This is a genomic window from Veillonella sp. ZSJB6, assembly GCF_051549505.1.
Classification (GTDB): domain Bacteria; phylum Bacillota; class Negativicutes; order Veillonellales; family Veillonellaceae; genus Veillonella.
Genome location: NZ_JBPUGE010000001.1, coordinates 495,681 through 519,757, shown reverse-complemented (window position 1 = coordinate 519,757; position 24,077 = coordinate 495,681). Strand labels below are relative to the sequence as shown.

The 24,077-nt window shown below is 37.3% G+C and carries 22 protein-coding genes; all 22 read left to right on the top strand.

Going from position 1 to position 24,077, the window contains the following annotated elements; all coding sequences use genetic code 11:
- Positions 1–188: 188 nt before the first annotated feature.
- The 22 genes from secA (at position 189) to ACSV5T_RS02345 (ending at position 24,066) form a co-directional block, all read left to right on the top strand.
- Positions 189–2,624, top strand: coding sequence for a preprotein translocase subunit SecA (gene secA, locus ACSV5T_RS02450; protein WP_126413452.1), 2,436 nt, complete (start codon positions 189–191; stop codon positions 2,622–2,624).
- 121 nt (positions 2,625–2,745) lie between these two features.
- Positions 2,746–3,853, top strand: a protein-coding gene (prfB, locus tag ACSV5T_RS02445; RefSeq protein WP_295793020.1) for a peptide chain release factor 2 whose coding sequence is annotated in 2 segments (ribosomal slippage) — positions 2,746–2,802 and positions 2,804–3,853 — 1,107 coding nt in all. Because the reading frame shifts where the segments join, the coding sequence is not laid out codon by codon here.
- An 8-nt stretch (positions 3,854–3,861) separates the two neighbouring features.
- Complete coding sequence (locus ACSV5T_RS02440; RefSeq protein ID WP_295793022.1) at positions 3,862–4,557, top strand: LmeA family phospholipid-binding protein; 696 nt, start codon at positions 3,862–3,864, stop codon at positions 4,555–4,557.
- 12 nt (positions 4,558–4,569) lie between these two features.
- The gene (locus ACSV5T_RS02435) at positions 4,570–6,612 is read left to right on the top strand and encodes a DUF5693 family protein (protein WP_295824333.1); all 2,043 of its coding nucleotides are present in this window, start codon (positions 4,570–4,572) and stop codon (positions 6,610–6,612) included.
- The gene (gene csaB / locus ACSV5T_RS02430) at positions 6,605–7,705 is read left to right on the top strand and encodes a polysaccharide pyruvyl transferase CsaB (RefSeq protein WP_346660675.1); all 1,101 of its coding nucleotides are present in this window, start codon (positions 6,605–6,607) and stop codon (positions 7,703–7,705) included. Before ACSV5T_RS02435 ends, csaB begins: the two co-directional genes overlap by 8 nt.
- A gap of 33 nt (positions 7,706–7,738) precedes the next feature.
- Positions 7,739–8,575: a transketolase gene (locus tag ACSV5T_RS02425; protein WP_438320200.1), complete on the top strand. Its 837-nt coding sequence runs from the start codon at positions 7,739–7,741 to the stop codon at positions 8,573–8,575.
- A complete protein-coding gene (locus ACSV5T_RS02420) occupies positions 8,575–9,507 on the top strand; it encodes a transketolase family protein (protein WP_005386832.1) in 933 nt (310 codons plus the stop codon). Before ACSV5T_RS02425 ends, ACSV5T_RS02420 begins: the two co-directional genes overlap by 1 nt.
- Positions 9,508–9,521: 14 nt before the next feature.
- Positions 9,522–10,208, top strand: coding sequence for a cell division ATP-binding protein FtsE (gene ftsE, locus ACSV5T_RS02415; RefSeq protein ID WP_119206734.1), 687 nt, complete (start codon positions 9,522–9,524; stop codon positions 10,206–10,208).
- Complete coding sequence (ftsX, locus tag ACSV5T_RS02410) at positions 10,198–11,085, top strand: permease-like cell division protein FtsX (protein WP_303931671.1); 888 nt, start codon at positions 10,198–10,200, stop codon at positions 11,083–11,085. The genes ftsE and ftsX overlap by 11 nt, the downstream gene beginning before the upstream one ends.
- Positions 11,085–12,290: a murein hydrolase activator EnvC family protein gene (locus tag ACSV5T_RS02405; protein WP_374047433.1), complete on the top strand. Its 1,206-nt coding sequence runs from the start codon at positions 11,085–11,087 to the stop codon at positions 12,288–12,290. The genes ftsX and ACSV5T_RS02405 overlap by 1 nt, the downstream gene beginning before the upstream one ends.
- Before the next feature lies 1 nt (position 12,291).
- Positions 12,292–13,431 carry a S41 family peptidase gene (locus ACSV5T_RS02400; protein ID WP_438320197.1) on the top strand — a complete coding sequence of 380 codons (1,140 nt, stop codon included), beginning with the start codon at positions 12,292–12,294 and terminating at the stop codon, positions 13,429–13,431.
- Between the two features lie 17 nt (positions 13,432–13,448).
- Complete coding sequence (obgE, locus tag ACSV5T_RS02395; RefSeq protein WP_005386821.1) at positions 13,449–14,720, top strand: GTPase ObgE; 1,272 nt, start codon at positions 13,449–13,451, stop codon at positions 14,718–14,720.
- A gap of 8 nt (positions 14,721–14,728) precedes the next feature.
- Positions 14,729–15,016, top strand: coding sequence for a ribosome assembly RNA-binding protein YhbY (gene yhbY, locus ACSV5T_RS02390; RefSeq protein ID WP_438320195.1), 288 nt, complete (start codon positions 14,729–14,731; stop codon positions 15,014–15,016).
- A gap of 67 nt (positions 15,017–15,083) precedes the next feature.
- Entirely contained in the window at positions 15,084–16,205 is a 1,122-nt protein-coding gene (proB, locus tag ACSV5T_RS02385) for a glutamate 5-kinase (RefSeq protein ID WP_438320193.1), read from the top strand.
- 9 nt (positions 16,206–16,214) lie between these two features.
- Positions 16,215–17,474: a glutamate-5-semialdehyde dehydrogenase gene (locus ACSV5T_RS02380; protein ID WP_438320192.1), complete on the top strand. Its 1,260-nt coding sequence runs from the start codon at positions 16,215–16,217 to the stop codon at positions 17,472–17,474.
- Positions 17,475–17,613: 139 nt separating this feature from the next.
- On the top strand, positions 17,614–18,228 hold the full coding sequence (gene nadD, locus ACSV5T_RS02375; protein WP_119206729.1) for a nicotinate-nucleotide adenylyltransferase: 615 nt from the start codon (positions 17,614–17,616) through the stop codon (positions 18,226–18,228).
- 3 nt (positions 18,229–18,231) lie between these two features.
- The gene (gene yqeK, locus ACSV5T_RS02370) at positions 18,232–18,801 is read left to right on the top strand and encodes a bis(5'-nucleosyl)-tetraphosphatase (symmetrical) YqeK (RefSeq protein WP_005386810.1); all 570 of its coding nucleotides are present in this window, start codon (positions 18,232–18,234) and stop codon (positions 18,799–18,801) included.
- Between the two features lie 12 nt (positions 18,802–18,813).
- Positions 18,814–19,935 carry an LCP family protein gene (locus ACSV5T_RS02365; RefSeq protein WP_005386809.1) on the top strand — a complete coding sequence of 374 codons (1,122 nt, stop codon included), beginning with the start codon at positions 18,814–18,816 and terminating at the stop codon, positions 19,933–19,935.
- A 12-nt stretch (positions 19,936–19,947) separates the two neighbouring features.
- Positions 19,948–20,310 carry a ribosome silencing factor gene (gene rsfS / locus ACSV5T_RS02360; RefSeq protein WP_005386808.1) on the top strand — a complete coding sequence of 121 codons (363 nt, stop codon included), beginning with the start codon at positions 19,948–19,950 and terminating at the stop codon, positions 20,308–20,310.
- Between the two features lies 1 nt (position 20,311).
- Positions 20,312–21,220 carry a CvfB family protein gene (locus ACSV5T_RS02355; RefSeq protein WP_039969222.1) on the top strand — a complete coding sequence of 303 codons (909 nt, stop codon included), beginning with the start codon at positions 20,312–20,314 and terminating at the stop codon, positions 21,218–21,220.
- A 5-nt stretch (positions 21,221–21,225) separates the two neighbouring features.
- Positions 21,226–22,566, top strand: a complete 1,341-nt coding sequence (trkA, locus tag ACSV5T_RS02350; RefSeq protein ID WP_438320190.1) for a Trk system potassium transporter TrkA — start codon at positions 21,226–21,228, stop codon at positions 22,564–22,566.
- A 12-nt stretch (positions 22,567–22,578) separates the two neighbouring features.
- A complete protein-coding gene (locus ACSV5T_RS02345) occupies positions 22,579–24,066 on the top strand; it encodes a TrkH family potassium uptake protein (RefSeq protein WP_105089120.1) in 1,488 nt (495 codons plus the stop codon).
- Positions 24,067–24,077: the final 11 nt, after the last annotated feature.

The window sequence follows — 24,077 nt, the reverse complement described above, 5'->3', positions numbered from 1 at the left end:
ACTCCTTTCTACTTTTTAAATCAGCCGATTATTATATCAAGGTGGATGACCATTTTGAGTCATCCACCTTTTTTATAAAATGCTATAAATAATCGTGAAATGCCTTGAATTCTTTGACTATTCAAGGCATTTTCGTTATAATAAATTAGATAAAATAATGTAAGATGTCCTATAGAGGAGTGATTTGTTTGTTAAGCTTTTTACAAAGGCTATTAGGCAATAATAACGCAAAAGAAATTAAAAAAATGCGTGCTATTGCTGATCATATTAATGAAATTGAACCGAATTATGTTAAATTAAGTGATGCTAACTTAGTAGCAAAAACCGATGAGTTTAAACGTCGTTTGCAAAAAGGGGAAACGTTAGACGACATTTTGCCAGAAGCATTTGCTGTAGTTCGCGAAGCATCTAAACGTGTGTTAGGCATGCGTCATTTTGATGTGCAGTTGATCGGTGGTATTTGCCTTCATAGAGGTAATATCGCAGAAATGCGTACTGGCGAAGGTAAAACATTAGTTGCTACATTGCCAGTATATCTAAATGCATTGACAGGTAACGGCGTACATGTTGTTACAGTAAATGATTATTTGGCTACTCGCGATAGTGAACAAATGGGTCGTTTATATAACTTCTTAGGCCTTTCTACAGGTCTTATTGTGGCTAATCTCGATTATAACCAACGTAAAGAAGCATATGCATGTGATATTACATATGGTACAAATAATGAGTTTGGTTTTGATTATTTGCGCGATAACATGGTATCTGATGTATCTCAAATGGTACAACGTCCATTGAATTACGCAATTGTCGATGAAGTTGACTCTATTCTTATCGATGAAGCGAGAACTCCATTAATTATTTCTGGTCCTGGTCAACGTTCCACAGATAATTACTACAAGTTAGCTAAAATTGTTCCTCATCTTGTAAAAGATGAAGATTATACAATTGATGAAAAACAAAAGACTATTGCACCTACTGATTCTGGTATCGCAAAAGTCGAAAAAATGCTTGGTGTTGAAAACTTGTATGATGCAGAAAACATCGAGTTAAACCATCTACTTGGTGCATCTTTACGTGCTTATGCTATGATGCATCGCGATACTGATTACGTAGTTAAAGATGGTGAAGTTGTTATCGTCGATGAATTTACAGGTCGTTTGATGTTTGGTCGTCGTTATTCTGATGGCTTACATCAAGCTATCGAAGCTAAAGAAGGCTTGAAGGTTGAACGTGAAAGTCAAACATTGGCTTCTATTACATTCCAAAACTATTTCCGTATGTATAAAAAGCTTGCTGGTATGACTGGTACAGCTAAGACTGAGGAAAAAGAATTCATCGATATTTACGGTTTGGAAGTATTGCCTATTCCTCCAAATAAACCATTAGCCCGTGTAGATTTGCCAGATCAAATCTTTAAAACTAAGGCTGCTAAATATCGTGCCGTAGTACGTAATGCTGTAGAACGACATCAAACTGGTCAACCTATTTTGATTGGTACTACATCTATTACACAATCTGAAGAGCTTTCAGATATGTTATTACGTGCAGGCGTACCACATAAAGTATTGAATGCAAAACATCATGAAAAAGAAGCTGAAATTGTTGCCAATGCTGGTCAAATGGGCATGGTAACAATTGCTACAAACATGGCTGGTCGTGGTACTGATATTACATTAGGTGAAGGTGTACCTGAATTAGGTGGCTTAGCTATCCTAGGTACTGAACGTCATGAAAGTCGCCGTATCGATAATCAGTTGCGTGGTCGTGCTGGTCGTCAAGGTGACCCAGGTTCCTCTCAATTCTTCTTATCCTTAGAAGATGATTTGATGCGTATCTTTGGTGCTGACAATATTACAGGCATCATGGATAAACTTGGCATGGAAGAGGATGAACCTATTGAGCATTCTTTGATTACTAAATCTATTGAACGTGCTCAAAAGAAAGTAGAAGATCATAACTACAATATTCGTAAATATGTACTCGAGTATGATGATGTTATGAATCAACAACGTGAAGTATTATACGAACAACGCCGTCGTATTTTACGTAATGAGTCCTTACGTGACACAATCAATGAAATGATTGATAAACTTGTTACTGAATCTGTAGATGCTTATGCAGATGAAAAATTATATCCAGAAGAATGGGATTACGAAGGTCTCTACAAGCACTTGAGTCAATATTTCTTAACCGAAGATATTATGACTCCTCAAGATATGGAAGAATATAGTCGTCAAGAATTATTAGAACGCTTGCTTGAAATTGCTCATGCTGAGTACCAAGATCGCGTTGATATGCTTGGTGATGCTATGTTTGGCCAACTTGAAAAGGCTATTATGTTGCGCGTTGTTGATAACAAATGGATGGAACATTTGGATAATATGGATATGTTGCGTGAAGGTATCGGCCTTCGTGCATATGGCCAAAAAAATCCATTGGTGGAATATAAATTTGAAGCCTTTGATATGTTCCAAAACATGATTGCTGCTATCCAAGATGAAACAATCATGGCGTTGTACAAAATTCGTGCACAATTGATTCAAGAAATTGAAGAACCAGTTGACCACTTAGAAGGTGCACAACCCCATCATGAAGATGTGTTGGAGCCACAAAACATAGATTAAGATTTGTGAATGGCACGTTGCTCAATGGGATTTCCTTCTGGGCAACGGCCATTTTTCTATTTTATTAAGGTGATAGTTTATCGATGTAATAAGCTAATAAGTTAAAGGTGGTGAACATAAATTGTTAGAAGATTTAAAACCTATTATTTCTAATCTAGAAGAACGTATTTATGGAATGAGGGATTCACTTTAACATCGCTCAGAAAGAAGATCGAATCTTTACACTTGATGTGCAAATGAGCGACCCTACATTTTGGGATGACCCAGACAAGGCTCGTGAGATTTCTCAAGAAGCCACACAATTGAAAAATGCTGTAGAAAGCTATAAACAACTTGTTAGTGATATTGAAGATGCTAATGTAATGCTTGAGATGGCAATAGAGGAAGATGATTGTTCTCTAGAAGGTGAAATCAAGGATTATGTTCAACAAATAGAAGAAACTGTAGAGAAACAAGAAGTTCTTTTATTGCTTAGTGGTGAATATGATGCTAATAATGCGATTTTAACATTCCATGCCGGTGCAGGTGGCACAGAGGCACAAGATTGGTGTTCCATGCTAATTCGCATGTACTTGCGTTGGGCTGAAAAAGCAGGATTCTCTATTGAATTGATGGATGAACAACCAGGTGATGAGGCGGGCACAAAATCTGCTACATTTTTAATTAAAGGTGAAAATGCTTTTGGTTATTTGAAATCTGAAAAAGGTGTACATCGTCTAGTACGTATTTCACCATTTGATGCTGCTGCACGTCGTCATACATCCTTTGCTGCTGTTGATGTAATGCCGGAAATTGATGATACAGTAGAAATTAATATTGATATGAAAGATGTACAAGTAGATACATATAGAGCTAGCGGTGCTGGTGGTCAGCATATTAATAAAACTGATTCTGCTGTACGTATGACGCATAGACCAACAGGTATCGTAGTACAGTGTCAAACTCAACGTTCTCAAATGCAAAATAGGGAACAAGCATTACGATTATTGCGCGCCAAATTATTTGAATTAGAATTAGAAAAACAAGCAGAACTTAAAGAGCAAATTGGTGGTACCTATCAAGCGATTGAATGGGGTAGTCAAATTCGGTCGTATGTATTCCACCCATATAATCTCGTTAAGGATCATCGCACAGGGGTTGAAACAGGGAATGTACAATCCGTTATGGATGGTAATTTAGATCAATTTATGGAAGGTTTCTTGAAAAAAGAAGCGAATTTAACAATTTAGGAGTTCTTATGAAAAAGTTTTTACTATTCCTATTAGTGCTGATTATTGCTTTAGCAGCAGCAACTCAATTTTTATTACCTTCTTATATTAGTTCCCGTATTGAAAAACAGTTAAATGATTCACTAAAACCATCTGCTCAAACGGTAAATGTTGAGTCTCAACCAGGATTTAAATTACTCTATGGTGAAGCTGATCATGTATATGGTTCTTTAGATGATGTAAAACTTGGTAAATTAAACTTTGCAAACTTCAATTATGATGCAACACAAATTCTTGTAAATCCAATTTCATTATTGGCTAGCCAAGAAATTGATGTAGTAAGTGTAGGTAGTTCTAGTATCGAAGGTACTGTAACTAATGAAGATTTGGCTAAATTCTTAAGCACTCAAGCTGGTAGTGAAATTCAAGATGTAAAAGTAAACATCAATAAAGATAACATCAGCTTAACTGGTAACATGAATGTTGGTATGGTATTTAAAGGTTCTGTTAAATTAGATGGCAACTTAGAATTAAAGGATAATACTTTACTATTTGCACCTAAAAAGTTCACCATTAATGGTGCTACTATCCCAGGTTTGACATCTAATGTATTAGAGGCTACAGAAGTTTATAACTTTAATAACTTCCCAATTCCTGTGAAAGCTGAAAGCTTAACTGTTGATAATGGTGAAATTCACATCAAAGTTAAACCTGTACTTAACTAGAAAGGATTTATCGTGAATCATCGGAATACACAAAAAAGTAAGTACTCTTGGATTCTAATACTCTGTATTATCGTGGGACTTGTATCCTCTTTATATTTGGTATTTGAACGCCATCAGATTGAAAAATCTCAAAATCATATTGAAAATATCGTAGATTATGATGCTGTTCTAAGAGCTAATGCCTTTGAAAAGCGCAGTCAACAAGAGGCTTTTGATGCACTTCGTAATGCAGGTGTAACAGCATTTGCCATTTATGATCGTACCTTAGAAAAAGCTAAAGATGCAGGTCAGGTTAAGGTATTAAGCTCCGAAGAGATGGATGCAGTCCGTATTAATGGGGCATCCGTTAAAAATGGTGCAACCTATGTAGCATTAATTTCAGGTAAAGAAGGCTATTATAAAGAAATTCGTGAAGACTTATATCATCGTATTGGTAAGGATAAAGTTAAAGAGCTTAATACTAGTATTGGTCCAGTCCTTGAATTATATGGTGCTACTGCAGATAGCTATCTAAAAATGAATCTTGGTATTTCTAAGCTACAAGCTCAAGAAGTTGCTAATCGTGGATTTAATGTTATAGTTCGTCCTACAAACTACAGAAATGTAACATCAGATGACCTCCAATATGTGTTTAAGCGTCTTGAAGGAATTCCACATGTAACAGGCATGATCTTTGCTGGTAAAGAGGCCCTAGGAGCTCCTAATTTAACGGATGAAACATTAGAACTATTACATAAGAATCATATTCCTCTAGTTGGTATTGAAGCCGTTAACCAACTTCAATATGAGCCACAACAAGGTTTCTTGGAAATGGCTGCTAAAGATAATTATAGTGTGGGCCGTGTATATACAATTGCTAAGGATGAATTAAAGAAAATCACTCCAGAAGAAGCAGCTCAACGATTCTATATTAGTGATATTGAACGTAATATTCGTTTTAACTTATTCCCTATGTATGAAACAGGTGTAAACAATGAAACAGTATTACAAACAACTATTAACTATATTGGGATGACCACTGAAAAATTATCTACTAAAGGTTATGAATTCGGTCCTGCTGATATTTATCCTCCTTATACGCCAAATCCTTTATTAGTAGTCATCACAATGATTGGTGCTATTGCGCTATTCGTTTATGTTGCTCAAATGTTAGTTCCAATGCGTAAACATACACAATTGGTAGCATTCTTTGGCATTTCCCTTGTATCTGTAGTATTATTCATCATTACAAGTGGTACATTGATTACTCAAATCTGGGCTTTATCTAGTGCTATTATGGCTCCTGTAGGTGCCATGATTCGCTTGATGGAGGAATGGCGTCGTTATGATGGAGCTCGTCCATTAGGTGCTATTAAATCTACCGTATTAGCAGTGCTTTATCTCGTAATTGCTGCATTATTTGCGGCTATTGGCGGTATGTATATTGCATCTTTATTAGGAAATACGAAATTCTTTATGGAATTTGCTATCTTTAGAGGTGTTAAGTTAACATTTGTACTTCCAATTGTATTGGTGATCATCGCGTACTTACAACGTTTCCCTTTGTGGAAAGGTCGTATGATTAACTCTAAAGAAGAAGCAAAGAAATTTGTAGTTGAATTCTTAACAATGGATGTTAAATTTTACGTATTCTTTGTAATGGCTGCTCTTGGTGGCGTGGCATGGGTATTTGTTGGCCGCAGTGGTCATACAGCAGGTGTTCCTGTACCAGGATTTGAACTTATGCTTCGTCGTTTCCTTGAAAATACATTGTATGCAAGACCTAGAGAAAAAGAGTTCATTATTGGTCACCCAGCATTAATGTTGGCTACGTTTGCATTCTTACGTAAATGGCCTACAGTAATCCATTTCTTATTAACTATTGCAGGTGTTATCGGCATAGCTTCAATGGTTGAAACATTCTGTCATATTAGAACTCCTGTATTCATGTCTATTATGCGTGGATATGATGGTTTATTAATTGGTGCTCTCTTAGGTTTGCTTCTTATCATTGCTGTACGTTTCATGATGTATGTAACACAATGGTTCCAAGCGCGGGAGGTTGACCATGAGTAATATTGTTATCTCTGGTTATTATGGTTTTGGTAATGCTGGCGATGAAGCAATGCTTTGTGCCATTATCGATGCCATTCGCAAAGAGGAAGCAGATGCGCATATTACGGTTATTTCTGGTAATCCTACAGAGACAAGCAAAAAACATAACATTCATGCAGTGGGGACATTTTCCGCATTTGGTATTTTAAAGGCAATTGCCAATTCTGATTTAGTGATCAGTGGTGGAGGCAGTCTTTTACAAGATGCTACAAGTATTCGTAATACATATTACTATTTAAGTATTATGGCTTTAGCTAAAATGATGGGAAAAAAGGTAATGCTTTACTCTCAAGGTATTGGGCCTTTAAATCGTCCCTCTACACGAAGAGCTGTTAGCTTTATATTGCGATTTGTGGATACCATTACAGTTCGTGATTCTATTTCAAAATCTGAATTAGAGTCCTTAGGAATTGAAGATGTAGAGGTTACAGCTGATGCTGTTTTGGCTATGCAACCGGCAGATTTGTCTATTGGTAAACGTATTTTAGAAGGCTATACATCTAAACTACCTAAATCTATAGAGAATCCAAAACGAATTGGTGTTGCTGTTCGTAGTTGGAAAGATGATACAGAATATCGTGAATCATTAGCCAATGTGTTGAGCCGATTACAAGAGCAAGATGAGGTAGAAATTATTTTTATTCCTATGTCTCATCCAGAGGATACAAAAGAAGCTAAAATTATCGCTAGTTATATGCCAAAGGGGGCTATTGTTCTTGAAGGCCCATTCTCTACAGAGGAACAAGTATCCTTATCGGGGAATGTGGATCTAATGATTGGTATACGTCTTCATGCTCTAGTATTTAGCTCTTTAATGGGGAAACCTGTTATTGGTATTTCCTACGATCCTAAAATTACAAGCTTCTTACATATGATTGGTCAGGAACCAATAGGAACAATGACACATCTTAGAGAAGAGGCGCTATATCAGCGATGTCATAAGCTCTTAAATTCCAGAGAAGAGTATCAATCCTCTTATGATCGTATTGAAGCATTGCGTTTAAACTCTCAACGCAATGCAGAAATCGCTATTTCATTACTTAAAGATTATTAATATATTGGATCCAATCCAGAAAGTGAGGTCTCTATGGCTACATTAACACAAGATGTTAAACAACTAGTTCAAGAGAAGGCAAAAGCTATTCGCGTTAGTATTGTTCAGTCTGTAACGGCAGCAAAATCCGGTCACCCAGGTGGTTCTTTATCTATCGCTGATGTGATGGCCTTGTTGTACTATGTAGAAATGAATGTAGATCCAGCAAATCCAAAAGCTCCAAATAGAGATCGTTTTGTCCTTTCTAAAGGTCATGCAGCTCCTGCTTTATATGCTACATTGGCTGAAAAAGGTTATTTCCCTAAAGAAGAACTTTTGAATTTACGTAAAATTGACCATATGTTACAAGGCCATCCTGATATGAAACATACTCCTGGCGTAGATATGTCTACAGGTTCCTTAGGCCAAGGCATTTCTGCCGCATGTGGTATGGCATTGGCAGGCAAAATTGACAATGCTGATTATCGCGTTTACTCCATTTTAGGTGATGGCGAGCTTGAAGAAGGTCAAGTATGGGAAGCAGCAATGTTCGGTGGTCATTATAAACTCAATAATTTGACTGCTTTTGTTGATTTTAATGGCCTTCAAATCGATGGTGATATTACTAAAGTACTTTCTCCATTGCCAATTCCTGAGAAATTTAAAGCATTCAATTGGAATGTTATTGAAGTCAATGGTCATGATCTTGATGAACTTCATAATGCTATTGAATCTGCTAAAGCTTTCACAGAAGGTCCAACTTGTATCGTAATGCATACTGTAAAAGGTAAAGGCGTAGCTGAAATGGAAGGCCAAGCAGGTTGGCATGGTAAAGCACCTAGTGCAGAGCAAGGTGAAACCTTTGTTAATGAAATTATGGGGGTACAATAATGGGTAAAGCAACACGTGAAGCATATGGTAATGCGTTAGCTCGCATTGGTAAAGAAAATACAAATATTATCGTATTAGATGCAGATTTATCTAAATCTACTAAAACTGATACATTTAAAAATGTCTGCCCTGATCGATTCTTTAATGTAGGTATTGCAGAACAAAACTTGATTTCTGTTGGTGCCGGACTTGCAGCAGCAGGCAAAATTCCATTTGTTTCTTCCTTTGCTATGTTTGCAACAGGTCGTGCATTTGAACAAATTCGGAATGCTGTATGTTATCCAAAATTGAATGTAAAAGTATGTGCTACACATGCTGGTATTACCGTAGGTGAAGATGGTGCTACACATCAAAGCTTGGAAGATATCTCTTGTATGCGTACTTTACCTAATATGACTGTAGTAGTACCTGCTGATGAACGTGAAACAGAAGCAGTAGTTGAATGGGCTGCATCTTATGAAGGTCCTGTATATGTTCGTTTAGGCCGTGCTGGTGTAGATGATGTAACTGCGGAAGGTTATACATTCGTACCTGGTAAATCTACTACATTAGTAGACGGTTCTGATGTAACTATCATCGCTTGTGGTGCCTTGGTTGGACCTGCTGTTGAGGCGGCTAAAACATTAGCTGAATCTAATGTGTCTGCTCGGGTTATCAATATGGCTTCTATTAAGCCTATCGATGCAGAGGCAATTGTAAAAGCAGCTACTGAAACAGGTGCTATTGTAACAGCAGAAGAACATAATATCATTGGTGGTCTTGGTTCTGCTGTGTCTGAAGTTGTTGTGGCTAATAAGCCTGTTCCTATGGAATTCGTTGGTGTCCAAGATACATTTGGGGAGAGTGGTACACCAAAAGAATTGATGGCTAAATATGGTTTGACAGCAAAAGACATTGTAGAAGCAGTAAAACGTGTAATCACTCGTAAATAATCAAAGGGGATCCCATGATTGAATTTAAGAATGTTAGTAAAGTCTATGATAATGGTTCTGTTGCATTAGACGATGTGTGTTTAACTATAAATGAGGGCGAATTTGTCCTCATTTGTGGTCACAGCGGTGCAGGGAAATCAACTCTATTTAAATTGTTAACTCATGAAGTGGTACCTGATTCTGGTACTGTCATTGTTGATGATTTTGATGTTACGCGTATGAAGCGTAGTAAAATTCCAAAATTACGTAGAAAACTTGGTGTTGTATTCCAAGATTTCCGTTTATTACCAAACAAAACGGTATCAGAAAATATTGCCTTTGCTCTTGAAGTAATTGAAGAAAAACCAAAGGTAATTAAGGAAAAGGTGAGTCATGTACTAGAGCTTGTTGGCTTGTCTGATAAAGCAAATGATTTACCAGAGGATCTATCTGGTGGTGAACAACAACGTGTTGCTATTGCTCGCGCTATTGTAAATCGTCCATCTGTACTCATTGCTGATGAGCCGACTGGTAACCTAGATCCTGATACAAGTAAAGGTATTGTAGATTTGTTTAAGCATATCAATAATTTTGGCACAACTGTTATTATGGTTACCCATAATATGGATCTTGTTTCGTATTTAAATAAACGTGTTATTCGTCTTAAAGATGGTCGCGTTCAAAGTGATAATATGAGAGGTGCAGAAATTAATGAAGCCTAGAACATTGAAATACTTTTTTAAAGAAGCCCTCAAATCTATGAAGCGTAACGGTCTTATGACGTTAGCATCTATTTCTACAGTGGCTTTATCTCTATTTATGCTTGGTGTATTCCTTTGCGGTGTTATCAATCTAAATAACATGGCATCTAGTTTAGAAAACCAAGTTCAATTGAGTATTTATTTAAAAGATGGGTTAACAACTGACCAAATTATGGCGGTAGGTAAGCAAATTAAAGCTATACCAAATCTTAAGCATTTAGAGTTTGTTAATAAAGAGCAAGCTATGAAGGAATTCAAAGCACGCCTCGGTGATCAACAACAATTAGTAAATGCATTAGGTGATGTAAATCCATTGCCAAACTCTTATGTATTAACCTTTGATAACCCAAGTGATGTTAAGGCTACAGCTAAATTAGCCACTACATTCCAAGGTGTTGAAAGTACACATTATGGTCAAGATATTGTAGAAGAACTATTCCGCATTACTCAAGTAATCAGAATTGGTGGTATTGTATTAATCGCATTCTTAGCAGCAGCTACATTATTTATCATTTCTAATACAATTCGCTTGACTGTATTCGCCCGTCGTAAAGAAATTGCCATCATGAAATATGTTGGTGCAACCAATGGTTTTATTCGTTGGCCATTCTTGATCGAAGGTATGTTGTTGGGCTTAGTGGGGGCTGTAATTGCCGTACTTTGTGTAGGTGAGTTTTACCATTTCATTACTATGGAAGTTTCTGAGTCCTTAGCATTCTTCCCATTAGTACCAATGTTCCCATTCTTCTATGATGTGGCTATCTATATTTTAGGTGGTGGCATAGTAGTAGGTGCTATTGGTAGTACGATTTCTTTAAAACAATACATGAAGGTGTAATGTTTATGAAATACAACACAATCAAATCTCGCCTTGTAGCAACAATTTTAACAGGTATGGTGGTACTGGGAACACCACTATACATCGTTGCAGAAGATGAGGATTTAACGAATCAATTAGATTCAATTCAACAACAAGTTAATCAACAAAATTCTATCAAAGCGGATGCAGAAACTGTCATTGTAAGTGTATCTGAACAGTTGCGACAAATTGAAGAGCAATTACGTCAGGCCCAACAACAGTTAGAATCTATTCAACAGCAACGTGTAGCCGTTGAAAATGATATTACTGTTAATGAAAAGTTACTCGCAGAAGCACAAAAACGCTTGGAAGGACGAGAATCCGTATTTTATAAGCGTGTACGAGATATTTATATCAATGGACGGCTAAGTTATTTAGATGTTGTCATTGGCTCTAAAGACTTTAGCGATTTTGCAAATCGATTAGAGATTTTAAAACGCATCATTGATTCTGATATCAAGTTAATCGATGAAATAAAAAAAGAACGTGCTGAAATTGCTGCACGTAAACAGGCTCTTGAGCAATCTCGAGCTAAGTTAGTAGAGCTTGAAAAAGCTGCTGTAGCAAAACAAGCTGAAATTGAACAAAAGAAAAAAGAACGAGAAGTAGTTCTTCAGAAGGCACAAAATGATCGTGCTACAGCAATGCAAGCTGTGGAAGAACTTAATGCTTCTTCCGCTCAAATTACAGCTCTCTTAAAAGCGCGTCAAGCGGAACGTGCGGCGGCTCGTGCAGCGGCAGAAGCAGCGGCGGCAGCTGCGGCTCAACAGTCTGCACCAAGCTACTCTTGGGTACAAGGGTCTGGTCAACTTGGTTGGCCTGTAAGTGGTGAAATTACTTCACCATATGGTTATCGTACACATCCAATTTGGGGTACAACTATCTACCATTCTGGCATTGATATTGGTGTTGATGAAGGTACACCAGTTCATGCTGCAGATGGAGGTACTGTTGTTTGGTCTGGTTGGATGGGTGGCTATGGTTACGCCGTAGTTATCGACCATGGTAATGGTATGTCCACCCTTTATGGCCATAATTCTGAACTTGCTGTCTCTGAAGGACAAGATGTATCTAAAGGCCAAGTTATTGCTTATGCTGGTAGCACTGGTAATAGTACTGGGCCACATGTACATTTTGAAGTTCGTATAAGTGGGGATCCTGTTGATCCTATGGGATATTTATAATATGAAATTTGATACACGTATGGTGTTATGGAGTCTATTGAAATATATAGGCTCCGGCATCGTTATTATGTGGCTCACGTTTTGGTACTTATCTGGTTCATTCTGGGGATTACCAAGACTATTTGTAGCCTACTATGCTGCGAGTCAAGTCTTTATGACACCGATGTCTAAAGCGACCCTTTATGATGGTATGCTTAAAGGCTTAATTGGCTCTTTGGGAGAGCCCCATAGTATTTATTTAGATGCTGACGAATTTAAATCCATGAAAATGCAAACATCTGGCACTTATGCAGGTGTAGGCATGGTTCTTGGTCATGATGATAAAGGTTTATATGCAGTTAGTATTATGGAAGATCAACCAGCTTTCAAAGCGGGCATAAAACCTGGTGATCATATTATTGCTATCGATGGTCAATCTACAAGTGATATTACTGTAGAAGATGCATCCTCTCGAATTCGCGGAGAGGCTGGTACCGTTGTGGCCCTTGATATAGAGCGTAATGGTGAAAAATTACACTTTGATATTACTCGTGAATCCATTGTGTTACCTACTGTTAAAAGCAAAATGCTCACAAGTACAGTTGGATATATTAGGATTAGTCAATTTGCAGAAAATACGGCTGATGATTTCGAAACACAATTTAAAGAATTACAATCTCAAGGTATGAAGGAATTAATTTTAGACCTTCGAGATAATCCTGGTGGTTTATTATCTACTACAGAAAAGATTTCTAATTATATTATGCCTCCAGGAACATTAGTAACCGTACAAAATAGAGCTGGGAAAAAAGAGGTTTATAAGTCTAATGGGCCAGAAGTAGCTATGCCATTAGTAGTTCTTGTTAACAAAGGGTCTGCTAGTGCATCTGAAATTATAGCTGGTGCTATTCAAGACCGTAAACTAGGTACTATTTTAGGTACTAATACATATGGTAAGGGTACAGTTCAAACTATTTACCCTAGCCTTGATAATGAAGGTGTTAAGGTAACTATTGCCAAATACCATACACCAAATGATCGTGTTATTGACGGAATTGGTATTAAACCTGATGTAGAACTGGATTTACCAAAAGGTGTAAATCCATCTAGTACATTAGATGATATTCAAATTAAAAAGGCATTAGAGTTATTACAGCAATAATGCATAGGAGTTAAAGTATGTTTATAGATAGAGCGCGTGTCTTTGTTAAGGCCGGTGACGGTGGGGACGGCATGTCTAGCTTCCGCCGTGAGAAATACGTGCCAAATGGCGGCCCTAGTGGCGGCGATGGTGGTAAAGGGGCAGACGTTATATTTAAAGCGGATAAGAATATTAATACTCTTGTAGACTTTAGATATAAACGTCAGTTTAAAGCACCTGCTGGTGGTAATGGTGAAAGCTCCAACAAGCATGGTCGCGGTTCTGAGCCACTGATTATCCCGGTTCCATTGGGGACTGTAATTAAAGAAGAAGAAACAGGTAAAATTTTCTGTGACCTCGTTAACGATGGTGATACGTTTGTTATTGCTAAAGGTGGTCGTGGTGGCCGTGGTAATGCACGCTTCCAAACAAGTGCTAACCGTGCACCTACATTCGCAGAAAAGGGTGAACCTGGTGAAGAGTTCTGGTTGCAACTAGAGCTTAAAGTATTGGCAGATGTTGGTTTATTAGGCTATCCATCTGTTGGTAAGTCTAGTATTTTACGTAAGGTTTCTAAAGCTCAACCAGAGGTAGCTGCTTACCACTTTACTACATTGACACCTGTACTTGGGGTAGTAACAATCTCTGGAGATCGCAGTTTTGTATTAGCCGATATTCCAGGCCTTATTGAAGGGGCTAGCGAAGGTGTTGGCCTAGGGCATAACTTCTTGCGTCATGTAGAACGGACTAATATTTTAATTCACGTCCTTGATGTATCTGGTATGGAGGGGCGCGATCCAAAGGTTGATTTTGATGCTATTAATGAAGAACTTCGTAAATATTCTGAAAAATTAGCCAATAAAAAACAAATTGTTGCACTCAATAAGATTGATATGGTCTTTGATGATACAACAATTCCTGATACAAAAAAATATTTTGAAGATAAAGGATATGAAGTATTCCTTATCAATGCATTAAGTGGTGAAGGTTTACCAGAGCTTATGGAACGAGCTTACTACTATGTAGAAAATTATGAACCAGAACCGGAAGCAACTGATGATACAGTAGTATACGAAGCAAAACCTGATGTGGAATTCGTTATTACACGTGGTGATGATGCTGCATTCTATATTACAGGTAAACGTATTGAACGCTTAGTGGCAATGACAAACTTAAGTGATGATCAATCTCTTCGCAGATTCCAACGCATTTGGCGTTTTATGGAGCTCGATGCTAAATTGAAAGAAAAAGGTTGTAAAGACGGTGATGAAGTTGTGATTGGCGATCAACGCTTTACATTCCAAGAGTAGGAGTAATAATGACAGGAAAACAAAAACGGTATTTACGTTCTTTGGCAGCAACAATGCCACCAGTAGTTCAAATTGGTAAAAATGGTTTAGAAAATAGTGTTATTGATAGTGCTCGTGCAGCATTAATGGCTCGTGAGTTAATCAAGGTTAAACTACACAACAATAATAGCCCTGAAGATAAGACGATTTTCCAAGAGTTAGCTGATATGCTTGGTGCTGAATTAGTACAAGTCATTGGTTTTAACGGTGTTTTATATAAAGCTAAAAAAGAACCAAAAATTATTCTACCTAAATAAATCGTCATATTACTAACATGTATTGTATGGGGGTCTTCATAACCTGTTAGCCCTAGGAGGTTATTCTATGCGCAGTACTATCATCAACGCAAAAAAAATAGTAGTTAAAGTAGGCAGTAGTACGCTTTGTTATGCTAATGGTCATTTAAACTTAGAGCGCATTGAACGATTAGTTCGTCAATTATCTGATTTGGCTAACCAAGGTAAAGAGGTTATCCTTGTTTCTTCAGGGGCCACCGGCGCTGGACTGGCCCCTTTAGGATTTAAGGAAAAACCTAGAGACCTTGTCTTAAAACAAGCTGCAGCAGCAGTAGGACAAGGTATTCTCATTCATATGTATGAGCGTATGTTTCGTGAATATGGTCGTACAGTAGGTCAAATCCTTTTAACAAAAGAAGATAGTACTGGGCGTCATAGTTATCTTAATTTGCGTAATACATTACATACGTTATTGCAACTTAATGTTATTCCTATTATTAATGAGAATGACGTGGTTGCCATTGAAGAGTTTAAAATTGGCGATAATGATACTCTATCTGCTACTGTGGCAGGCATTGTAGATGCTGATTTACTTATCATTTTGTCTGACATTGAAGGTTTATATACAGCTAATCCAGCAACTCATCCAGAGGCGACTTTGATAGATACAGTTTCTGAAATTACTGATGAAACCTATGCTATTGCAGGTGGTGCTGGTTCTAACATGGGCACTGGTGGTATGTATACTAAAATTAAAGCGGCTCATATGGCTACAAACTCTGGCGTACCTATGGTAATCACATCTGGTGAATTGGAAGATTCTGTTCGTCGTGTATGTAAGGGTGAACAAATTGGTACTCTCTTTGAAGCGCATGATGCTGGGCTATCAGGAAAACATCATTGGCTTGCCTTTGGTAAACGATTGAAAGGGTCAATCACTATTGATGATGGTTGTGCACGTGCTGTATTAGATAAAGGGGCGAGCATTTTACCAGCTGGTATTATTGATGTAGATGGGTCATTTGGACCTGGTGATACAATTTCTATTTATCATGATGGTAAAGAAATTGGCCGTGGACTTATCAACTATGGCATCGAAGATATGAAGGCCATAAAAGGTCATAATACAAATGATATAGCTCAAATTTTAGGTATTAATACAACCTATGATGAAGCAGTACATCGTAATAATCTAGTTTTATTACATTGAGGATATACTATGAACCAGTATGAAGAAATTTGTAAAGATATGGGTCAAAGAGCTAAAGCGGCATCCTTTGAATTAGCTCAAATTGATCAAGGTACATTAGATTCTGCATTATTAGCAATCGCTGATGCTGTAGAAGCACAAACCGATGAAATTATGGCCGCTAATAAGTTAGACTTAGATAAATCTGGCGATTATAATGTGCCTCAAACCATGATAGATCGATTAACATTGACACCTAGCCGTATTTCTCAAATGGCTGAAGGTGTTCGTCAAGTAGCTGCTCTTGAAAGTCCAGTAGGTTCGGTTATAGAAACAATTACACGACCTAACGGTTTGACTATTGAAAAAAGAGCGGTACCTTTTGGTGTCATTGGTATTATTTTTGAGGCTCGTCCAAATGTAACAATTGATGCAGGGGTCCTCTGTTTAAAAACTGCAAATGCTACGATATTGCGAGGTGGTAAGGAGGCCTTCCATACCAACCAAATTATCGTAACTATTATGCGCAATACCTTAGAATCTTTAGGAATTACGCCAGATGCTATTCAACTTGTTGAAGTTCTAGATCGGGATATGGTTGGTGTATTATTACACCAACGTGAATATATTGATGTCATCATTCCTCGTGGTGGAGCTGGACTCATTCGTCGTGTTGTAGAGGAAAGTAGTATTCCTGTTATTGAAACTGGTAGTGGTGTATGTCATACATATATAGATGAATATGCTAATCTCGATATGGCATTAGAAATTGCAATTAATGCAAAGGTACAACGTCCGTCTGTATGTAACTCTATGGAAACATTGCTAGTACACCAAGCGGTAGCCGGTGAATTTTTACCACGTCTTGATATGGCTCTACAAGAATATGGCGTTCGCATTCACGGTGATACAGATGTAGCTCAATATATGGAGAATACAATTCCTTTAACAGAGGATTCCTTCCATACCGAATATAACGATATGGACTTAAATGTACGTATTGTTGAAAATCTTGAAGAAGCTATCAATCATGTTAATTGTTATTCCACACATCACTCTGAGGCTATCGTAACAGATGAACCGATGCGTGCAAGAGTATTCATGAACTTAGTAGATTGCTCTACTGTGTATCATAATGCTTCAACGCGTTTTACTGATGGTTTTGAATTTGGTTTTGGTGCTGAAATCGGTATTAGTACTCAAAAGCTCCATGCTCGTGGGCCAATGGGATTACAAGCACTAACATCATATAAATACTTTGTATTTGGAGAAGGCCAAGTTCGAAAGTGAAGACAGTATATTACTTAATAAGGGCATACTACAGATATATTCATACCCCAAAAGGTCGATACGAATGGATATCCTATGGAACAGCACTGCTCTTATTTATCATTATTTGTGTCATTGTCATTAAGGGTGTGACATTATTATGGTAGAGAAACGTCGTATAGGTATCATAGGTGGAACATTTAATCCTATCCATTTAGGGCATCTAATGATTGCTGAAGTGGCTTGTGAAAGTTTTAACCTTGAGAAGGTTATTTTTGTGCCAGCACGGATACCACCTCATAAGCAACATGATGTAATAGATAGCCATCATCGATATGCTATGACAGCAGCGGCTGTGTCAGATAATCCAAATTTTGAAATTTCTGATGTAGAAATGCGTCGAGAAGGCCCTTCGTATACAGTTGATACGATTCAACATTTTAAGGTGATCTATGGACCAAATGTTGAATTTTACTTTATAGCTGGAACCGATACAATTCGTGCGTTGCCAACGTGGAAATTTATTGAGGAATTATTAGATGAGGTCCACTTTATTGGCGCTACAAGACCTGATGGATCTAGTGCTATTGATGAAACATTAGATATTTTAGGACCAAAAGCACGAGAAAAAATACATCTTATGGAGGTTCCTGAGATGAAATTATCTGCTACGTATTTGCGAGAGCGGTTACGTTCTGGAAAAACTGTTCGGTACATGTTGCCTAAATGTGTAGTGGAGTATATAGAAGAAAACCATATTTATGGGAAGGAATAAAGGATGTTATCATTTGATGAAATACAAGTTAGCGTGAGTCAATGGTTGAGTAAAAAACGTTTTAAGCATACTCTTGGCGTTGTTGAATCAGCCACTCATTTAGCTGAGCTTTATGGCGTTGATGTGGAAAAGGCTAGATTAGCCGCATTGTTGCATGATTGCGCAAAGGAGCTTTCGCTGAAGGAAATGCAAAAGCTAGTTAGTGCTGAATCTTATGAGGCTGATCAAGAATTATTAAGCAATGGTAATCTTTTACATGGACTAGCCGGTATGATTCGTGCTAAACAAGAATTTTCCATATCTGATAATGAGGTTTTGGAAGCCATTAGGGTTCATACGACTGGTAAGGTACATATGTCTAAACTAGATAAAGTTATATTCTTAGCAGACTATATAGAACCTAATCGAGATTTTCCAGGTGTTGATGAATTGCGTAAAGTAGCGGATCAAAATTTAGATAAAGCTGTATTGCTTGGTTTTGATAACACTATTATTCATCTTATTGAGCAAAAACAATCTATTTATCCTTTGACCATTCTTGGTCGTAATGATGTGTTACAATCTTGTAAATAATGGAGTTTATATATGGAAGAACGTGAACGAGCAAGAGCTCGCCGTCGAAGAAGAAGACGTCAACAAAAGTCATCTGTTAAATGGCCTAGAATTATATTAGCTATTATTGTACTAGTAGCATTACTTGGCGGTATAGGATACGGTTTGTATACTGGTGTATCTTATGCATATAGAGCTATTGTAGGTACTACCGAATCAACTGATGCATCTGGAGATAATGGAAATAAACAAGATGGTAATACTGTATCTGTAGAGCAAAAAGGCTTAGATAAACCGTTATATATTCTTGTTGTCGGTACTGATGATAATAATCCAAGTCAAAGTGATAGCTTATTCTTGTTGTCTATTAATTTAGATCAAAAGACTATGGATGTTATTGGCATCCCTAGTAATAGTAAAATTGATAACAGAGATCAGACTGATGCAACAATGCTCAATAGCATCTATGAAAAAGGTGGTATTGATTTAACAAAAGCTGTTATTGAAGATATGTTCCATATTTCTATACCATATTATGTTGTCGTTAACCAAAATGCTTTCAAAAAAACGAATGATGTATTAGGAAATCAACAAATCTATGTAGAACAAAATATGGAACACGTGGATGCAGACGGAAATAAAGATATCGATTTGCAACGAGGCTATCAAACATTAGATAGTGATAAAGCATTGGCTTATTTAAGATATTCTGATCCAAAACATGATACATTTACACGTGTACAACGACAAGAACGCTTTTTAAAACTATGGGTAGAAGAAGAGCATAATGCATTCTTCTTAACAAATGCATGGCATATTTGGCGTATTTGGGATCATTATGATAGCAATATTTCTACTTTAGATGCTATTAAGCTTGTGTATAATGCTAGCAAAATCAATAAGGAAGAAATCCATTTCTACATTCTTCCTGGAGAAAAAGAGCTAGTAGGAGATATGACATATTGGAAGGTAAATCCTACGGAAGCACAACGATTAGTAGGCATTACGATGGGAAATTTACCAGCTAATGAAATGACACAATTTGTAACAGCTCCAACTAATAGTACAGCCAAGGTTGCGCCTGAATCAGAACATAATGGTGGGACTATTACAAAGCCAACAGAACCTGGTGATGAGAGTAGTAAAAAACGGTAAAAGGGGAATAGTATGAAAAATAAAGAAGAAATTAAAGAAATCGTATTACAATTAGCACAAGCTGCTTTCGATAAAAAAGGTAGAGATATTGAAATCCTCGATTTAGAAGGTGTATCTATGTTAGGTGATTACTTCCTAATTGCTAGTGCGAATAATATCAAGCAATCTCAAAGTATTGCTGATGAAATGGAAGATAAAGCAGCAGAATTGGGCATGACAGTCAACCACAGAGAAGGTTACCGTGAAGGGGAATGGATTTTACTTGATTTTGGCGATGTTATTTGTCATGTCTTTGGTGGTGATGAATTGCGTGAATTCTACGGTTTAGAAGAGTTGTGGAATGATGCAGTTCGAGTTCCATTTGAAGGAGTATAATATGGCTACAGAATTGTTGGAAAATACAATTGCCACATTAAAAGTATTGCGTACTAGTGACCAAGGGGCCTTTCTAGATGGTCAAACAGGCAATACAAATGATGATATTTTGCTTCATAAGGATCAACAAACATCTCCAGTTGCTATTGGTGATGAGGTAGAGGTATTTTTATATCGCGATCCAAAAGGACGTTTAACTGCGTCTATGCGTTTACCTGCGATGAAGGTAGGTCAAATTGGCTATGTTGAGGTAATCAACACTACAAACTTTGGCTGTTTCGTTGAGGTTGGCACTGAGCGTGGTATCTTTATGCCACATGCTGAGATGCGTGGACGTCCTCAAGTTGGTGAAAAGGTTTGGGTTCGCCTATATACTGATAAATCTGGTCGATTTGCAGTATCTATGGATGTAGATGATGAAATGCGTCGTGCTTCTAAGGCCGCTACAGAGGCTAAGGTAGGACAACTAGTTAAGGGTGCTATTTATAACTTAACTAGTGATGGGGCATTCTTTATTACTCCAGAACGATGGATAGCCTTTTTACATCGCTCAGAAATGACGAGAAAACTAAAGGTTGGGGAGATGGTTGAAGGTCGCGTTACCTTTAAACGTGATGATGGCCGAATCAATGTATCCATGCGCCCTACCAAGGAAAAGGCCCTCATATCTGATGGAGATATTATTATGGAATATCTTCTTAACCGTGGTGGTAAGATGCCGTATAGTGATGAATCTTCTGCTATGTTGATTAAAGATAAGTTTAACATCAGCAAAGCCGCGTTTAAACGTGCTTTAGGGCATTTGATGAAAGAGAAAAAGATTGTTCAAGATGATGGTTGGACATTATTAACTGAAATAGGCCGTCAATGGACACCTCCTGTTAGTAATGAATCACAAGAAGAGGAATAAAGACGATGAAAATTGTCATTGTAGGTGCTGGTAAGGTTGGCTATTCCTTGGCACAACGCCTGATACAAGATGATCATGATGTGTACGTTATCGATCGGTCATCAGAACGCATACAAAATCTTGAAAATACCTTAGATGTTAGCCTTGTTCAAGGTAACGGCAGTGATATACAATTGCTCAATGAAATCGGTATGGAAGATGTAGGAATGTTTATTGCTGTTACCGATTCTGATGAAGTAAATATGCTATCCTGTGCTGTAGCTAAAATGACAGGTGTTCCTACAACGATTGCTCGTGTTCGGGATAATACTGTAGCAGAACATATGGATGATGAGATGCGTGCCAAATTAGGCGTAGATTTGTTCATTAATCCTGAAATGGTTACGGCTCAAGAGCTTTTACAAATTTTAGAAACGCCTTCAGCTATTGATGTTGAGGACTTTGGTCAAGGCGCTGTGCGCCTCATGGAATTTAAGATTACAGATGATATTCCATTAATAGGACAACCTTTAAAAGAAATCCAATTCCCTGAAGGTGTTTTACTAGTAGGTGTTTTACGCTATGGTGAAATGATTATTCCTCATGGTGAAAGTATTCTACAGCCTGATGATAGTGTATTCTTTTTAGGCTTGAAAGATGCCGTTGAAGAGGTAGAAAGTCTTTGGTTCCATAATCATAATACATTCTATAAAAGAGCTGTTATCATTGGAGCTGGCCTTTTAGGTAGAAATTTAACGGTCCTTTTGGAGCAAGCTGGATTTTCGGTTAAAGTTATTGAAAAGAATTTTGACCGTTGTGAACAGCTAGCAAACCTTGTGGATAAGACAATTGTTATTAATGGGGATGCTACGGATTTCGATCTCTTAGAAGCAGAAGAAATTGCTGATAGTGATGTTATTATTGCACTTACAGATGATGATAAACTCAATCTATTAGTTGCTCTTGTAGGTAAGCATATGGGGATCCCTAAGACTGTAGTACGTGTAGGGCGACCTGAATACATTATGCTTATGGAACAAGTAGGCATTGATGTCGTATTCTCTCCACGTTTATTTACAGCTAGTCAAATTTTACGTTTTGTTCGAAGCGGAGAAGGTGTTTTATCAATCTCTACCTTTGAAGGTGGAAAAGCGGAATCTATTGAGGTTGCTATTACAAGTGAATCACCTGTAGCCGGTAAACAATTGAAAGATATACGTTTACCAGGGAAGGCTTTAGTAGGTGTTATTTTGCGTGGTGATGAAGCCATTGTGCCACGTGGTAATACTGAGATTTTAGATGGAGATCACATTGTTCTCTTTGCGTTACCTGAATCAGTAAGTAAATTACTTAAATATCTAACCTAGTTTGGAGGGACTATGCGCATTCAAATTGTCATGTCCTTAGTGGGGCGGCTATTATATATATTTGGGATTTTTACATTGATACCCTTTATATATGGTGTCGTATTTGAAACTGCATATTGGTCATTTTTGATTACCACCGGTATTTCATTCGGCTTAGGTGGACTTTTATCTTATTATGGCAAAGAAAGTCAAAGCTTTAGTCTTCGCGATGGGTTTTTAGTAGTATCAGCTACATGGATATTAACCGTTATCTTAGGCTCCTTACCATTTCTTGGTAGTGGTATTTTAGTCAATGTATTTGATGCGCTGTTTGAAGCTACATCTGGGATTACTGCAACTGGTGCTACTATTATTAATAGTGTAGATGATTTACCGAATACATTTGTATTATGGCGTGGACTTATGCACTGGATTGGTGGGATGGGTATTATCGTCCTTATTTTATCCTTCTTAAAAAATCTTGGTGCTGACGCAGCTCATATGTTTAATGCAGAAGCTTCGGTACCAAAACCAGGTGTAGTTATGCCTCGTATTCAATCAATGGCTACAAAACTTTGGCGGTTATATATTGTGTTCACTGGAGTTTGTTTCCTCATGCTATGGGCGGGTGGAATCGAACCATTTGATGCACTTAATTATGCATTTTCTATTATATCTACAGGTGGTTTTACACCTACATCAGCTGGTACGTTTGTTTATGAGCAGAATAACTATATTTGCTTTGTATTTATATTCTTTATGATATTAGCAGGCGGAAATTTTTCTGTATACTATAATGCTCTTCATAAAGGGATTCGTATTTTAATTGATGATTTTGAAACACGCATGTATTGGCTTGTAATTCTAATAGGCATTATAATTATTGGATTATCATTAGCCTTACAATCTACTATAAATGATCCAATACAAATTATTAGGGATGCGTCCTTCAATCTTGTATCGATTCAAACTGGTAGTGGATTTGCTGTTAGCGATTATGATTTATGGCCTGCTGCAGCTCAGATGATGCTCTTTATTTCATCATTTTTTGGTGGTTGTAGTGGTTCTACCACAGGGGGCGTTAAAATTATACGTCTCATTATTTTAATTAAAAGTAGTATCATTTATCTGCGTAAATCGATTCATCCAGATATGGTTCAAGTTGTACGCATCAATGGTAAACCAATGCCTACCAAGTGGATTCAAATGACACAACAATTTTTATTTTTATACTTAATGATTTATGTTGTTTCTGTCTTTTTGATGACTTGCACTGGTTTATCCACATATGATTCTATGCAAGTGATAACAGCATTCTTAAGTAATGTTGGCCTTGGTTTTGGTGGATTCGGTCCCACTGATTCCTTTGGTGCTATGCCTGACTCAGCAAAATGTATAGCTATTGTTGATATGATATTGGGGCGTTTAGAATTATTTACCATTCTTGTTATGCTTCATCCTCAATTCTGGGAAGGGTATTTTATAAAAAAACAATCTTCCAAGCGGTATCGTATTTTATAGGGGGCGAATAA